The sequence below is a fragment of the Pseudomonas sp. Z1-12 genome (assembly GCF_051132015.1).
GTDB classification, from domain to species: domain Bacteria; phylum Pseudomonadota; class Gammaproteobacteria; order Pseudomonadales; family Pseudomonadaceae; genus Aquipseudomonas; species Aquipseudomonas zanjanensis.
Genome location: NZ_CP071647.1, coordinates 1119586 through 1134940, shown reverse-complemented (window position 1 = coordinate 1134940; position 15355 = coordinate 1119586). Strand labels below are relative to the sequence as shown.

Here is a 15355-nt window from a genome sequence, read left to right as displayed (position 1 = left end):
TCAATGCTCCATGGCCAGGGTGGCCGGGTTGGCCGTGGATGAGTGAGTACGCAGGAGGTCACGCACCTGCTCTGCGCTGTCCTGGCCCAAGGCTTGTTGAGCGAGCGTGCGGCATTCCTTCAGATCCCATTCGCGCACGCAGGCCTTGATCGCTGGAATCAGCGGCACACTGACCGATAATTCGTCCACACCCAACCCCAACAACAGCGGCACCGCCAGGGGTTCCGAGGCCAGCGCGCCACATACTCCGACCCATTTGCCATGGGCGCGAGCGGCCTCGGCGGTACGGGCGATCAGGCGCAACACCGAGGGGTGCAGGCTGTCGGCCTGGCTGGCCAGGCGTGGATGGTCACGGTCCATGGCCAGGGTGTATTGAGTCAGGTCGTTGGTGCCGATGGAAAAGAAATCCACCTCAGGGGCAAACAGATCGGCCATCAGCGCCGCCGCCGGCACTTCGATCATGATGCCCAATTTCGGCGCCTGCTTGAGTCCCAACTGACGGACCTCTTCATCCAGCATTTGCCGCGCCAGGCGCAGCTCCGCCAGGTGCGTGACCATGGGCAGCATGATGTGCAACCGTGCCAGCCCCGAACAGGCGAGAATTGCCCGGAATTGTTCGCGCAATAGCTGTGGTCGCTCCAGGCACAAGCGAATGCCGCGCATGCCCAGGAATGGGTTGGCCTCACGAGCCATCGGCACGTAAGCCAGCGGCTTGTCCCCACCCACGTCGAGGGTGCGAACCACCAGGTTGCGCTCAGGTCCGAGAACCCGGGCGACGGCGCTGTACAGGGTCGCTTGCTCGTCGTGGCCAGGTGGGTGGGCGCGATCCAGGTAGAGCAGTTCGGAGCGCAACAGTCCCACACCTTCGCCGCCGAGGGCCATGGCCTGCTCCACGTCTCGCAGCGACCCGACATTGGCACTGACCTCGACTCGATGGCCGTCCAGGGTACGAGCCGCCAGGGCCGACTGTTCCAGGTCTCGCTGATGTCGCTGGCGCTGCCGCTCAGCCGCGACCTGGCGTTGCTCGATCAAGGCCTGATCCGGGTCCACGTGCAGTTCACCGCTATCAGCGTCCAGCAACACCCGAGTGCCGTTATCCAAGGCCAACACGCCTTGCGCCACGCCACACAACGAGGGCAGGCCCAGCGCACGGGCCAGGATCGCGACATGGCTGGTAGCGCCGCCGCCCACGGTGACAAACCCGGCGATGCGTGAGGTGTCGAGGCTGGCGGTCTGGGAGGGCGTCAATTGCTCGGCCACCAGAATCGCCTGTTCGGGCAAGTTCCAGGCGTTGTCCTGCACGCCCAGGATCAACTTGAGCACCCGCTGCCCGACATCGGCCAGGTCCGTTGCGCGCTCGGCCAGCAGAGCGCTGCCCAATTGCTGGAACAGCGCAGCGCTTGCCTCGGTGGCGGTTTTCCAGGCGAACGCCGCGCTCTTGCCCGCGGCGATCAAGGCTTGGGCCTGCTCCAGCAAGGTGGGGTCTTCGAGCAATTCTTGATGGGCACGAAAAATCTGCGCCTGGACACTGCCTGCCGCCTCGCCCTGTAATGCTTTCAAGGCTTGCGTCGCCTGCTCCAGTGCTTGATCCAGGGCCGCCTGCTCGGCCTCGATGCCGACGCCCGCCGCCTCGATGTCCAAGACCTGGGAAGCGATCTGGACCACTTCACCAAACGCCGAGCCGGGCGATGCGCAGACACCCCGCAGCCGGCCGGGCATCGACGGTTCGACGGCGGTGATCGGCTCCAGTGTTAGCGGCGCTTGCACTGTTTCGCCGCACCCTGACAGCAGCATTTGTTCCAGCGCTTCGATGGCCTGCCCAGCCTGGGCACCGGCGGCGCTGATCTGCACGCTGTCGCCCTTGGCCGTCTGCAACGCCATGATCGCCACCAGGGATTTGGCGTTGGCGCTGGCTTGCTGCTTATGCAGTTGGATATGGGCGTCGAAGCCCTTGGCCGCCTGGGCGAACACCGCGGCGGGACGGGCGTGCAGGCCACTTTCATTGGGCACGACCAGCCGCCGGGAAAACAGCACCGTGCCCGGCTGCGCCTCGTCGGCCGCTCCCTGCTCATCTGAGCGCACCTGCAACAGCGGCGCGCCGCTCTCGATGCAAGTGGCCTCGTCCACGAGCAGGCTGAAGGGTTCGCCACTGACCACCAGCATCAGCGTCAACAGACTGCGCGCGTGCAAGGCGATGTAGTCGGCATCAAAATCGATCAACGGCTGACCGGCCTCGACCCGTTGCCCCATGGTCACCCGCGAGGTAAACCCCTTGCCCGCCAGGTTGACCGTGTCCAGGCCGATATGCATCAGCACCTGGACACCATTGTCAGCGGTGATACTCACCGCATGGGCGCTGTCCTGGAGCGTGCCGACGACACCGGACAGCGGCGCGCAAAGGGTTTGCGAGGTCGGATCGATACAAATGCCATCCCCCACCACACGGCTGGAGAAAACCGGATCCGGCACGCTGTCCAAAGGCATCAAGACCCCGGACAGCGGTGCGAGCAATTGCAAGGATTGCGTTGTGTTCATGACTTCACCTGCTGCTGTCTGTTCTTTTTCGCATCGCGGGCACGCCGATCAGCGACCCGCGCCTGCACGGGTCATTTCCACCAGTATTCGACCTGCAGGCCCACGTTGGAACCATGCCGCGCCCCACCAAACGCACCGGTGTCGGACAGCGCCGAGCCGGCCGCCAACTCATTGGCTGCACGCTGGGCCGCCGCGTTCCAACTGGCGTAGGTGTAATAGAGCCGTATTTCCGGGCGCGCCCAGAATTCCGGGCCCTTGGGCGACCAGGTGGGGGCAAAGGTGAATTTGCTCAGCTTGCGTGTTCCATCGTTGGCCAGCACCTGGTCGTGGCCCAGTTCGGCCACCAGCTTGAACTGATCAGTGATGGCGTACGCCGGGCGAACCCCCAGTGACAGCCAGTCCTGGTCGGTGCCGTCGGGGCGGATGTCCTTCTGGTACACCGCCTGCACCTGCCCGCCGAAACGCGGCGTGACCTGCCAATCGAAAAACTCCACCAGACGATAGCTCTTGTTGCTGTCGTCCAGCCCGGTGTCGCCGGTATAACCCAGCCCAGTGCCGGGGCCCTCGCCGTATTGCAAGGCCAGTTTATTCTTGCCACCCAGAAAGTCCTGTTGCACATGCTGGGCGGTCAGGGCCCAACCGCGGTGGGCGTCACGACGGTTCGCCCGGTCGATGAAGCTCAAGCCAAATTCCAACTCGCCGCCAGGGTTGGTCCTGAAACCGGCGACGTTGAAGTCATGTCGGTTGACCGGGTCTTTCTGGTAGAGGTTGTCCTTGCGCGAGAAGGCGTAGCTGTATTTCAGCCCGCCGATCAGCACGTCCTCGATCCCGCCACCGGTGGCGCTCTGGTTCCAGTAGTAGAAATCCGAAATATGGATGTCGTTGCGTTTGTAATACCGCCGGCCGGCCCACAACGACCCGCCGTTCAGGCTGGGCATGTTCGACCATTGGGCATACATCTGCGGCATGCGCGCCGCGCCGTTTTCACCCTGGAAGGTCGGCGTGCGGTCGTAGCGGTTGTACAGCGACGCCATGCCGTCCACGCTCAACACCGAGCCATCGTCGAGGGTGAACAGGTCCTGGCGCAGCTCCAACTCCCCGTACTGCTCGCACTCGTTGCCCAACCGATATTTGGTCTGTGCCCCAGGCAATTGGAAACAGGATTGGGAACGGCCATTGGTCGCGCTGCCGACGCCACTGCGCAAATAACCGGAAAACTCCAGCGCCTGAACCGGGAACGGCAGGGCCAGGCAGATACAGGACGCGGCCAGGCCACGGTTTATTATTGTTTTCATACGCCTCTCCATTGTTTCTTATTGTTGTTTGCTCCATGACTTCCCCCTTGTTTGCCGTTTGGCCGGCGACAAAGGGCCCACGATGCGTCTGGCGCAACGTGTTCGCTTTCAGGCATTGCCTGGGTCAGGGGAAGTTTTCTATTCAGTCGCTCAGGTGCAGCACGAACGACTCGTAGGGCCGCAGGCGCAGCCGTCGGTATCGGTGTTCACCCGCTTCGTAGTTACCAATCACCCAGCGTTGTTTCGTCTCTTGGGTGAGGACCCCTTCGGGCAGTTCCACCTCGCAGTCGCCCCCATAAAAATGGCTGACCACCAGCAAGCGCTCACCCTGCCCTTCGCGCAGGTAGGCCCACACGTGGGGATGTTCGGGCAATAGCAAGCGATAGACGCCGTCCTGGATCAAGGCTTCGCTGCGGCGCAGGGCGATCAGCTCGCGGTAGTAATGCAGCACCGAGGTCGCGTCTTTTTGTTGTTGCTCGACGTTGATGAACGCGGCGTTGGCAGGCACGCCAATCCAGGGTTCGACCCGACTGAACCCCGCGTTCGGCCCGGCACTCCATTGCATTGGCGTGCGCCCGTTGTCACGGGACTTCTGCATGATTGGCGCCATGGCCTCGGCTTCGGAGACCCCGGCGTTGCGCTTGAGGCGATAGATGTTCAGAGTTTCCACATCGCGGTATTGCTCGATGTGATCGAAACCCGGATTGGTCATGCCCAGTTCTTCGCCTTGGTACACGAACGGCGTGCCCTGGAGAAAGTGCAACGCCGTGGCGAGCATCTTCGCCGAAGGCACGCGGTACTCACCGTCGTCACCAAACCGCGACACCACTCGCGGCTGGTCATGGTTACACCAGAACAGCGCATTCCAGCCGTCACCGGCCTGCATGCCGACCTGCCAGTCGGACAGGATGCGTTTGAGTTCGAGAAAATCGAAGTCGGCCCGCACCCACTTTTGCAGGTTCGGATAATCCACCTTCAGGTGATGGAAATTGAAGGTCATCGACAGTTCGCGGGAAGCCGGGCACGAATAACGAACACAGTGCTCGAGGCTGGTGGACGACATCTCGCCGACGTTGATCAGGTCGAAACCCTCGAACACTTCCCGGTGCATTTCCTGCAAGTAGCGATGCACGTTGGGGCCGTCGGTATAGAAACGCCGGCCGTCGGTGTGGTCGTCAGGAAAGTCGGCCGGCTTGGAAATCAGGTTGATCACATCGAGACGGAAGCCCCCCACGCCCTTGTCCCGCCAGAAACGCATCATCTTGAACACTTCGGCGCGGACCTGGGGGTTGTCCCAGTTCAAGTCGGCCTGGGTATGGTCGAACAGGTGCAGGTAATACTGTCCGGTCTGCGCTTCGTATTCCCAGGCCGAGCCACCGAACTTGGACTCCCAGGTGTTCGGCTGGTCCCGCCAGATATAAAAATCGCGGTACGGGTTGTCGAGGCTGCTGCGGGCGGCCTGGAACCAGGGGTGCTCGATGGAGGTGTGATTGACCACGATGTCGAGCATCAGCTTGATACCGCGCTTGCGCGCTTCAGCGATCAGCAATTCGCAATCGGCCATGGTGCCGTAGCTGGGGTCGATGGCGTAGTAGTCGCTGATGTCGTAGCCATTGTCCCGTTGCGGCGAACGCAGGAACGGCGTCAGCCACAGGTAGTCCACACCCAGCCAGTGCAAGTAGTCGAGCTTGTCCACCACCCCCAGCAAATCACCGGTGGCCTGGCCGCCATGGCTGTAGAAACTCTTGGGATAGATCTGGTAGATCACCGAACGTTGCCAGTCTTGCATGTGCGTTTCCTTCAGTCTGTTTGGTACTGGCCTTGCCGGCCTCATCGCGGGCGAGCCCGGCTCCCACAGGGCTTAGGCCACCCGATAGCCCGGCCGGACGATCTTCATGCTCAACGCGCAGGTCAGGGCAAAGGGCACGCTCATGGCGATGACCATGCCGACCACGAACATCGGTATGTAGTCCGGCACGATGGAAATGAACCCCGGCAGGCCTCCCACGCCAATCGCCGAGGCCTTGATCTTGTTCAGCGACAGGAAAATGCAGCCCAGGGCCGAGCCGGCCAGGGCGCAATAGAAGGGGAATTTGTAGCGCAGGTTGACCCCGAACATCGCTGGTTCGGTGATGCCGAAATAAGCGGAAATCGCCGAGGTGGACGCCATGCTCTTGTCCCGCGCATTGCGGGTCATGTAGAACACCGCCAGCGCCGCGCTGCCCTGGGCCAGGTTGGACATGACGATCATCGGCCAGATGAAAGTGCCGCCCTGGGTCGAGATCAATTGCAGGTCCACCGCCAGGAACATGTGGTGCATGCCGGTCACCACCAGCGGCGCATAAAGCAGGCCGAAGATCGCCCCGCCAATCACCGGTGCCAGGTCGAACAGCGCCACCATGCCTTCGGTGATCAGGATGCCCAGGTGGCGGGTGACCGGACCGATGATGGCGAGGGCCAGCACCCCGGTAATCACGATGGTGGTGATGGGGATCACGAGCAGTTGGATCGCGTTGGGCACCCTGGCCCGCAACCATCGCTCGATCACGCTCATGACATAGGCCGCCAGCAGGATGGGCAGGATCTGCCCCTGGTAGCCGACTTTCTCGATCTGGAACCAGCCGAAGATATCGAAATACGGCAGGCTCTGGCCGTCCAGTCCCGCCACGGCCTTGCCGTAGTTCCAGGCGTTGAGCAGGTCCGGGTGGACGAGCATCAGGCCCAGCACGATGCCAAGGATCTCACTGCCACCGAAACGCTTGGCCGCCGACCAGCCCACCAAGGCCGGGAGAAAGACGAAGGAGGTATTGGCCATGAGATTGATCAGGCTCCAGACGCCGTCCAGGTTCGGATAGGCATCGAGCAACGTCTGCCCGGCAATGAACATGCCCTTGGCGCCCAGCAGGTTGTTGACGCCCATCAGCAGGCCGGCGATCACCAGGGCGGGCAGGATGGGCATGAACACATCGGAGAGCACCCGCACCAGGCGTTGCATGCCGTTGCCCTTCTGCGCGCCCTGGCGCTTGACGTCGGCGATGGTCGCGGCGGCCAGGCCGGTCAGCTCGCGCAGGGCGGCGTAGACCTTTTCCACCTCGCCGGGGCCAATGACCACCTGGAACAGGCCACCGGTGAAAAACGAGCCCTTGACCAGGTCGATCTGGTTCAGCGTGGCACTGTCCACCCGGGCCGCGTCCTTGAGGGACAGGCGCAGGCGCGTCACGCAGTGGGCGGCCTGCTCGATATTGTCGACGCCACCCAAGCTGTGCAGCAGCTCGCTGGCGATTCTGGAGTAATCGTGGCTCATGCTTTTTTCTTCCGCGTCATTCTTGTTATTGAGAGTCGACAGCACGTGGAAGAGAAAGTACTCGTCTGTACGAGTTAAATCAACAACTCGTACAGACGAGTTGTGTTTTTGTTTATGATGAGCCCCCGAATGCCCCGGAAACGTCCTACGCTCCTGTGGTCAAACGGTGACAGCTGAATGGACAAATCCCCCACTTGGCCCGTAAGGTTCCGCCCCGGTGAACAGCGCGGTACAGAGCCCCCCATGAGCAAATACAACCAGATCTACAACGATCTGCTGACCAGCATTACCACCGAACGCCTGGAGCGAGGCGCCCGCCTGCCTTCGGAAACCGAATTGATGGACAGCTATCAGGCCAGTCGTGGCACGGTGCGCAAGGCCATCGAACAACTCCAGGAGCGCGGCTTCGCCCAGAAGATCCATGGCAAGGGCACCTTCGTGCTGTCCACCCAGCCCATCGAATTCCAGCTCGGCGGCATCGTCAGTTTCCAGGAGACCTACCCGCGCCTGGGCAATGACGTCAGTACCGAAGTGGTCGAGTTCAGCCAGTTACCGTTGGAAGGCGCGCTGCTCGAGCACATCAAGGCCCCCGCCGGCAGCCAGGTCACATGCATCAAGCGGGTCCGGCGAATCGACGGCAAGCGCGTGATCCTGGACATCAACCACTTCGTCAGCGACGTGATCCCCGGCCTGACCCGCGACATCGCCGTGCAGTCGATCTACGCCTTCATCGAACAGACCCTGCAACTGCAAATCGCCTACGCCCAGCGCACCATCGAAGCGGTCCGCTGCGGCAAGGACGACCAGCAGCACCTGGACCTCGAAGGCCAGAGTCATGTCATCGTGGTGAGTAACCAGACTTTTCTACAGGACGGCCGGCAGTTCGAGTACACCGAATCGCGGCATACGCTGGATAAGTTTTATTTTTCGGATGTGGCGCGGCGGTGAGGTCGGCGATGGCCGCTTGAGTGACGGATAGGGCATGCTGAAGGGGTTCAAACTATGTCGCCGTTTCCTTAGTTGCCCACTGCATCACGAATGCATCAGTTTGGCCGACGGCAGCGCCTGGCGAACGTCGCCCAGAGCGCTAAGCACTGCCTCAGCCGCATCGGGAGCATCACGAGTGAATTCAAGCGCCAGCCGCCCAGACTGACCAATGCCTACCAGCGCATCGTCGCAGCCAGCTTCACCCAATCGCTCGACCAGCTCTTCCGGGTCACGGTTATCTTCAGCAAGCTGGTATTTCAAGATAAAGGTATATTCCATTGTTCTGTTTCTCAGCATCGTTATGCGACAGCATTTCGCGAGGCGTGCCGGCGAAATTCCCGCGGGGCTTCGCCGTCCGATGATAAGCATTTCTCGGTGGCCGATGAGGCGGGGAATCGTAGCGAAAGGTGACTGAACCGCCAGGCGACATTCCCTAACAGGGAGCGAAGGACAAACGTGGGCAAGCCAGGGACAACGATAGGAAATTTGGCATGGATGGCACAGACCGCTTGGAACCGCCTCTATCCCTGTGGCGAGGGAGCTTGCTCCCGCTGGGATGCGCAGCAGTCCCAAACCCTCATCGCGGTGTGTCAGGTTGATCCTACCCGCTTGAATTAGGGGCGCTTCGCACCTCAGCGGGAGCAAGCTCCCTCGCCACGGTTGTGTGTTTGGCTGGCAATGACGCGAGCCTTTCAAGTCTCATCACGTCACTGACAAAGTGCTGATCCAGCAACTGAAGTATCTGGAAGCCGACCGCGTGCTGGCGCGGACCGACTACAAGGAGGTGCCGAACCCCAAAACGCCAAAAGCCCGCAATTAAGCGGGCTTCAGGCGGTGTTTCTTGCTAGTGGCTACCGGTCAGCGCCGGACGCCCCATCACTCCCACTCAATCGTCGCCGGCGGCTTGCTCGACACGTCATACGTCACGCGAGAAATGCCTTCGATTTCATTGATGATCCGCCCGGAAACGGTTTCCAGCAGCTCGTACGGCAGGTGAGCCCAGCGCGCGGTCATGAAGTCGATGGTTTCCACGGCGCGCAGGGCCACGACCCAGGCGTAGCGACGGCCATCGCCGACCACGCCCACGGATTTCACCGGTTGGAACACCACGAACGCCTGGCTGACCTTGTGGTACCAGTCGGCCTTGCGCAGTTCTTCGATGAAGATGTGGTCGGCGCGACGCAGCAGGTCGGCGTACTCCTTCTTCACTTCACCGAGGATCCGCACGCCCAGGCCCGGGCCCGGGAATGGGTGGCGGTAGACCATGTCGTACGGCAGGCCCAGTTCCAGGCCGAGGCGACGCACTTCGTCCTTGAACAGTTCGCGCAGCGGCTCGACCAGCTTGAGGTTCATCTCTTCCGGCAGGCCACCGACGTTGTGGTGGGACTTGATCACGTGGGCCTTGCCACTCTTGGCGCCGGCCGACTCGATCACGTCGGGGTAGATGGTGCCCTGGGCCAGGTACTTGATGTTGTCCAGCTTGCAGGATTCGGCATCGAACACGTCGATGAAGGTGCGGCCGATGATCTTGCGTTTCTTCTCCGGGTCGGACTCGCCGGCCAGGTTGTTCAGGAACTGCTCTTCGGCGTTGGCGCGGATCACCTTGACGCCCATGTTCTCGGCGAACATGGCCATCACTTGCTCGCCCTCGTGCAGGCGCAGCAGGCCGTTGTCAACGAACACGCAGGTCAGCTGGTCGCCGATGGCCTTGTGCAGCAGCGCGGCAACCACCGACGAGTCAACGCCGCCGGACAGGCCCAGCAGCACGTTGTCGGTGCCGACCTGGGCGCGGACCTGGGCGATGGCGTCTTCAGCGATCTTCGACGGGGTCCACAGGGCTTCGCACCCGCAGATGTCGAGGATAAAGCGCGACAGGATCCGGCCACCCTGCTTGGTGTGGGTCACTTCAGGGTGGAACTGCACGCCGTAGTAGCGGCGGTCATCGTTGAACATGCCGGCAATCGGGCAGCTCGGGGTGCTGGCCAGGATGTGGAAGTCTTCCGGCATCTTGGTGACCTTGTCACCGTGGCTCATCCACACGTCGAGGCCGAACAGGCCATCGGCGTCGACGTGGTCCTCGATACCGTCCAACAGGCGGCTCTTGCCGACCACGTCGACGCGGGCGTAACCGAACTCACGCAGGTCCGAACCTTCGACCTTGCCGCCCAGCTGTTCAGCCATGGTCTGCATGCCGTAGCAGATACCGAAGACCGGCACGCCCAGGTCGAACACGGCTTGCGGGCAGCGCGGGCTGTCGGCTTCGTGCACGGACTCGGGGCCGCCGGCGAGGATGACGCCTTTCGGAGCGAATTCGCGAATCGCTTCGTCATCCATGTCGAACGGATGCAGTTCGCAGTACACGCCGATCTCACGCACGCGGCGGGCGATCAGTTGGGTGTACTGGGAACCGAAGTCGAGGATCAGGATGCGGTGAGCGTGAATGTCGAGGGCCATGACTCATTCTCATGTAGTGAATCAGAAACAACTCGGGGCTGAATGAACAGCCCCGGTGATTAACGTTTTGCTGGAAGCCTTAACCTACACGGTAGTTCGGCGCTTCCTTGGTGATCTGCACATCGTGCACATGGGACTCGGCCATGCCGGCGCCGGTGATGCGCACGAATTCCGGCTTGGTGCGCATCTCTTCGATGTCGGCGCTGCCGGTGTAGCCCATGGAAGAACGCAGGCCGCCCATCAGTTGATGGATGATGGCGCTCAGGGTGCCTTTGTATGGCACGCGACCTTCGATACCTTCCGGCACCAGCTTCTCGGCACCCGCCGAGGAGTCCTGGAAGTAGCGGTCGGAAGAGCCCTGGGCCTGGGACATGGCGCCCAGCGAACCCATGCCGCGATAAGCCTTGTAGCTACGGCCCTGGAACAGCTCGATCTCGCCCGGCGCTTCTTCGGTACCGGCGAACATCGAACCCATCATCACGCAATAGGCACCGGCAACGATGGCCTTGGACAGGTCACCGGAGAAACGGATACCGCCGTCGGCGATCAACGGCACGCCAGTGCCTTCAAGGGCTGCGGCGACGTTGGCGATGGCGCTGATCTGCGGCACGCCGACACCCGCGACGATGCGGGTGGTGCAGATCGAGCCAGGGCCGATACCGACCTTGACGGCGTCGGCGCCGGCGTCGGCCAGGGCCTTGGCGGCTGCGCCGGTGGCGATGTTGCCGCCGATCACCTGCACGTCAGGGAAGTTCTGCTTGACCCAGCGAACGCGGTCGATCACGCCTTTGGAGTGACCATGGGCGGTGTCGACCACCACCACGTCTACGCCGGCATTGACCAGGGCGGCGACGCGGTCACCGGTGTCCTTGCCGGTGCCGACGGCGGCGCCGACGCGCAGGCGACCTTGGTCGTCCTTGCTCGCCAACGGGTAGGCCTTGGCTTTTTCGATGTCGTTGACGGTCATCATGCCCTTGAGGGCGAATTTGTCGTCGACAATCAGCACGCGCTCGATGCGGTGCTTGTGCAGCAACTCGCGGACGTCGTCCTTGCTGGTGCCTTCCTTGACCGTGACCAGGCGCTCTTTAGGCGTCATCACTTGGCGGACGGAAGCATCCAGGCGGTTCTCGAAACGCACGTCGCGGGAGGTGACGATGCCGACCAGGTCGCCATCGTGCAGCACCGGAACGCCGGAGATGTTGTGCATGCGGGTCAGTTCGAACAGATCCCGGACCGTGGCGTCAGCCTCGATGGTGATCGGATCCTTGACCACGCCAGCCTCGAACCGCTTGACCTTGCGCACTTCGGCGGCCTGCTGTTCGATGGTCATGTTCTTGTGGATGATACCGATACCGCCTTCCTGGGCCATGGCAATGGCCAGACGGGCTTCGGTCACGGTGTCCATGGCAGCGGAAACCAGGGGGATATTCAGTTCGATGCCACGGGTGAGACGGGTTTTGAGACTGACTTCGTTAGGCAGTACCTCGGAATAACCGGGCACTAGGAGAATGTCGTCGAAGGTCAGAGCTTCTTGGCTGATACGCAGCATCGCGGGGGCTCCCGAGCGGGAAAATGGAAGCGCGCCATTATACTCATGCACCCCGTCTGGCTCAATGTAAAACTCTGTCTATTATTGGCGGGGTGATTGACGGGCTAAAACCCTACCTCATTGCAACACACCCTCCTGTGGGAGCGAGCTTGCTCGCGATAGCGGTGGATCAGCCAGCAACCATGTTGAATGGGCCGCCGCCATCGCGAGCAAGCTCGCTCCCACATTGGCGCATTGGCGCTCTTACAACTCCACCTTCACCCAACTCACCGGCTGATCGAGCCAATCGGCGAATTCATCGATGAACGCCTGCTTGAACCCCGCTTCCAGCCAGTTATTGAAGATGAACCCCAGGTTGGAAAAGCCGCACGGCTGCAGGAACAGAAAGCCATTGATGTCATCTTCATGACCGCACTCGGGACAGGTGAAGTTGTCGGTACGCCCTGGCATCCAGTCTTCCAGGCTTTCGAACAGCGCTTCGCCAATCTCCCGGCGACACTCGGCGCAACCGGCCTCCTCAAGAAAGCCCTTGGCCGGCGTATAGATGCAGCGCTTGGTGATGATCTCCAGGCCATTGACCGGCTCGCCGAACGGCAGTGCGTCGGGATGCAGCACCACGTCGCGGGCACCGGGGGCGATGGCGTGGGCCATGCGACTGCCGGTGCGCCCGCAGGTGGTCAGTTGTTCTTCGACGATGTTCTTGCGCACCAGCCAGCGCACGATTGCCCGGGCCCGAGGCTCGTGGACCGGCAAAGTGGAAATTTTCGGGACGATGATGCTTTGCGAATTCATGGCGAGGCCTGGAGGTTTCCCTGGCGGTTCTTATAAAGGGCCGGCAGCTTAATCCCTGGCTGGGCCAGGTCAAGCACTCAGGTAGCGCCCGATCAAGGCGATACCGCTGGCGAGCACCAGCCAGGTGACCAGTCGCACGAACGCCTCGCGCGACAACTTCATGGTCAAGCGACGGCCCACCCACAACCCCAGCGCCATGGCCGGCAACAAACACAGCGCCAGTACCAACAAGGGTAGCTCGGCATACACCCCGGCGATGATAAACAAGCTCAAGCGCACCACGGTGCTGCAACTGATCAAGGCACTTTGCGTGGCACGAGCCGGGTCCTTGGGCAGGCGACTGTTCAGGTAGATCGCATACAAAAAGCCGCCACTGCCAAACAACGCCCCGAACATCCCGCCCACGGTGCCCATCGGAAACGCCCACGACGAAGACAACTGTGTCGGCCGGGTCTTTATCAACAGGCTATAGATGGCGTAGCTGCTGATGAACAGCCCCATCAATAGCAATAACAGGTCGGACTTGAGGTTGAGCAGGAAAATCACCCCCAGGGTGCAACCCAGCGCCATGCACGGCAGCAAGCGCAGCAGTTCCGGCCGGGAGACGTCACGGCGCGAGGGCAACAGGTTGCCGAAGGCCGCGACAAAATCGAGCAAGACCAGCAGCGGGACGATTTTCGACAGGGGCATGAACAACAGCAGGATCGGCGCCGCCACCAGCGCCGTGCCAAACCCGGCGATGCCGAACACGATGTAGGCCAGGACAATGGCCGAGGCGATCACCAGCCATTCCATCGGGGCAAATGCCCACTGGCCCAACCATGGGAGAAGATTCATCCGGCACTTCCTTGATGAGGAGAGCGGGGACTTTAGCCAGATGATGGGGGGACATCCAGCGTTTGTGGTGATCGGTCTGTCGCTATCGCGAGCAAGCTCGCTCCCACATTTGATCTTCGGTGCGACATGGATCCCCTGTGGGAGCGAGCTTGCTCGCGATGCAGACAACCCGGTCCAATTGTCTGCACACTATTGGCGAATCCCCTTATCATGCCGCCCATGATTAAAGATCCCTTTGCCCGACTGGGCCTGGACCGCGAAGTCCTGACTGTCAGCCAGCTCAACGGCCGCGCGCGGGTGTTGCTCGAAGACGTATTCAGCAACATCTGGGTCGAGGGCGAGATCTCCAACCTCGCCCGCCCCGCCTCCGGCCACGTGTACTTCACCCTCAAGGACAGCGGCGCCCAGGTGCGTTGCGCGCTGTTCCGGCAGAACGCCGCACGGGTGCGCCAGGCTCTGAAAGACGGCTTGGCGGTAAAAGTGCGGGGCAAGGTCTCGCTGTTCGAGGGCCGTGGCGACTATCAATTGATCCTCGACACCGTGGAGCCGGCTGGCGATGGCGCCCTGCGCCTGGCCTTCGATGCCCTGAAGGAAAAGCTCAGCGCCGAAGGCCTGTTCAGTGCCGAGCGCAAGGTGCCGCTGCCAGCCCATCCGCAACGTATCGGCATCATCAGCTCGCCCACCGGCGCGGTGATCCGCGACATCATCAGCGTGTTCCGCCGCCGCGCGCCGCAAATTTCCCTGACCTTGATTCCCACCGCCGTGCAAGGCCGCGAAGCCACCGCGCAAATCGTCCGCGCCCTGAAACTGGCCGATGCCCGCGGTTTCGATGCGCTGATCCTGGCCCGGGGCGGCGGTTCGCTGGAAGACTTGTGGTGCTTCAACGAAGAAGCCGTGGCCCGTGCGGTGGACGCCTGCGTCACGCCGATCGTCAGCGCCGTGGGCCATGAAACCGATGTCTCCATCAGTGACTTCGTCGCGGATGTCCGCGCCCCGACTCCCTCCGCCGCCGCCGAACTGCTGGCGCCGGATGCCGGCGACCTGGTGCGCCGAGTCGAAAGCCTGCATCGCCGACTGGTGATGCGCATGCGCGACCGGCTGATGCGCGATCAACTGCGCCTCGAAGGCCTTACCCGGCGCCTGCGTCATCCCGGTGAGCGTCTGCGCCAGCAGGCCCAGCGCCTCGACGACCTGGACATGCGCATGCGCCGGGCCTTCGAACGCAGCCTCAATACTCGCCGCGAACGGCTGATCCGCCTGGAAACCCGCCTGGCCGGGCAGCATCCGGGCCGCCAACTGGCGATGTTGCGCCAGCGCCTGGACAGCCTCGCCGAACGCCTGCCCCGGGCCATGCGCGAAGGGCTCAAGACGCGACGCGTGCAATTGCACAACCAGATGCAGACGCTGCACATCGTCAGCCCCCTGGCGACCCTCGGTCGCGGTTACAGCATCCTGCTCGACGAGCGCGGCCATGCGATCCGCAGCGCCGGGCAAACCCAGACCGGCCAGCGCCTGACCGCCAAGCTCGGCGAAGGCGAACTGCTGGTGCGGGTCGAAGACAATCACCTGACGCCGGTCACCCTTTCTTTACTGGATTGATTC

Annotated in this window: 11 protein-coding genes and 1 pseudogene; 3 read left to right on the top strand and 9 right to left on the bottom strand. The window is 62.2% G+C overall.

What is annotated here, in order from left to right; translation table 11 throughout:
• The 4 genes from ptsP to treP form a co-directional block, all read right to left on the bottom strand.
• Complete coding sequence (gene ptsP / locus J3P85_RS04880; protein ID WP_434705079.1) at positions 1 to 2535, bottom strand: phosphoenolpyruvate--protein phosphotransferase; 2535 nt, start codon at positions 2533 to 2535, stop codon at positions 1 to 3.
• Between the two features lie 71 nt (positions 2536 to 2606).
• Complete coding sequence (locus J3P85_RS04875; protein ID WP_434705078.1) at positions 2607 to 3830, bottom strand: maltoporin; 1224 nt, start codon at positions 3828 to 3830, stop codon at positions 2607 to 2609.
• 142 nt (positions 3831 to 3972) lie between these two features.
• Complete coding sequence (treC, locus tag J3P85_RS04870) at positions 3973 to 5619, bottom strand: alpha,alpha-phosphotrehalase (protein ID WP_434705077.1); 1647 nt, start codon at positions 5617 to 5619, stop codon at positions 3973 to 3975.
• A 72-nt stretch (positions 5620 to 5691) separates the two neighbouring features.
• Positions 5692 to 7134 (bottom strand): PTS system trehalose-specific EIIBC component, encoded by a 1443-nt coding sequence (gene treP, locus J3P85_RS04865; protein ID WP_434705076.1) that lies wholly within the window; start codon positions 7132 to 7134, stop codon positions 5692 to 5694.
• A gap of 243 nt (positions 7135 to 7377) precedes the next feature.
• Here treP and treR point away from each other — a divergent pair, with 243 nt between their 5' ends.
• Entirely contained in the window at positions 7378 to 8082 is a 705-nt protein-coding gene (treR, locus tag J3P85_RS04860; RefSeq protein ID WP_411386556.1) for a trehalose operon repressor, read from the top strand.
• 84 nt (positions 8083 to 8166) lie between these two features.
• Here the strand turns inward: treR and J3P85_RS04855 are convergent, their stop codons facing one another.
• On the bottom strand, positions 8167 to 8400 hold the full coding sequence (locus tag J3P85_RS04855) for a hypothetical protein (protein ID WP_434705075.1): 234 nt from the start codon (positions 8398 to 8400) through the stop codon (positions 8167 to 8169).
• A 427-nt stretch (positions 8401 to 8827) separates the two neighbouring features.
• On the opposite strand from J3P85_RS04855, the pseudogene J3P85_RS04850 reads away from it, so the two are divergent.
• Positions 8828 to 8911: pseudogene (locus J3P85_RS04850) on the top strand (winged helix-turn-helix transcriptional regulator); the annotation flags it as partial.
• Positions 8912 to 8997: 86 nt separating this feature from the next.
• On the opposite strand, the gene guaA reads toward J3P85_RS04850, so the two are convergent.
• The 4 genes from guaA to J3P85_RS04830 form a co-directional block, all read right to left on the bottom strand.
• Positions 8998 to 10575, bottom strand: coding sequence for a glutamine-hydrolyzing GMP synthase (gene guaA / locus J3P85_RS04845; protein WP_045155136.1), 1578 nt, complete (start codon positions 10573 to 10575; stop codon positions 8998 to 9000).
• A 79-nt stretch (positions 10576 to 10654) separates the two neighbouring features.
• On the bottom strand, positions 10655 to 12124 hold the full coding sequence (gene guaB / locus J3P85_RS04840) for an IMP dehydrogenase (RefSeq protein WP_186705413.1): 1470 nt from the start codon (positions 12122 to 12124) through the stop codon (positions 10655 to 10657).
• A gap of 243 nt (positions 12125 to 12367) precedes the next feature.
• Complete coding sequence (locus J3P85_RS04835) at positions 12368 to 12916, bottom strand: sugar ABC transporter ATPase (RefSeq protein ID WP_434705073.1); 549 nt, start codon at positions 12914 to 12916, stop codon at positions 12368 to 12370.
• 69 nt (positions 12917 to 12985) lie between these two features.
• Entirely contained in the window at positions 12986 to 13753 is a 768-nt protein-coding gene (locus J3P85_RS04830; RefSeq protein WP_434705072.1) for a sulfite exporter TauE/SafE family protein, read from the bottom strand.
• Between the two features lie 219 nt (positions 13754 to 13972).
• On the opposite strand from J3P85_RS04830, the gene xseA reads away from it, so the two are divergent.
• Complete coding sequence (gene xseA, locus J3P85_RS04825) at positions 13973 to 15352, top strand: exodeoxyribonuclease VII large subunit (protein WP_030139579.1); 1380 nt, start codon at positions 13973 to 13975, stop codon at positions 15350 to 15352.
• Positions 15353 to 15355: the final 3 nt, after the last annotated feature.

Coding starts and splice junctions, on each gene's coding strand:
- J3P85_RS04855 (WP_434705075.1), bottom strand. CDS start 8,400: ATGGAATATACCTTTATCTTGAAATACCAGCTTGCTGAAGATAACCGT.
- J3P85_RS04830 (WP_434705072.1), bottom strand. CDS start 13,753: ATGAATCTTCTCCCATGGTTGGGCCAGTGGGCATTTGCCCCGATGGAA.
- guaA (WP_045155136.1), bottom strand. CDS start 10,575: ATGGCCCTCGACATTCACGCTCACCGCATCCTGATCCTCGACTTCGGT.
- treC (WP_434705077.1), bottom strand. CDS start 5,619: ATGCAAGACTGGCAACGTTCGGTGATCTACCAGATCTATCCCAAGAGT.
- treP (WP_434705076.1), bottom strand. CDS start 7,134: ATGAGCCACGATTACTCCAGAATCGCCAGCGAGCTGCTGCACAGCTTG.
- xseA (WP_030139579.1), top strand. CDS start 13,973: ATGATTAAAGATCCCTTTGCCCGACTGGGCCTGGACCGCGAAGTCCTG.
- treR (WP_411386556.1), top strand. CDS start 7,378: ATGAGCAAATACAACCAGATCTACAACGATCTGCTGACCAGCATTACC.
- J3P85_RS04835 (WP_434705073.1), bottom strand. CDS start 12,916: ATGAATTCGCAAAGCATCATCGTCCCGAAAATTTCCACTTTGCCGGTC.
- guaB (WP_186705413.1), bottom strand. CDS start 12,124: ATGCTGCGTATCAGCCAAGAAGCTCTGACCTTCGACGACATTCTCCTA.
- J3P85_RS04875 (WP_434705078.1), bottom strand. CDS start 3,830: ATGAAAACAATAATAAACCGTGGCCTGGCCGCGTCCTGTATCTGCCTG.
- ptsP (WP_434705079.1), bottom strand. CDS start 2,535: ATGAACACAACGCAATCCTTGCAATTGCTCGCACCGCTGTCCGGGGTC.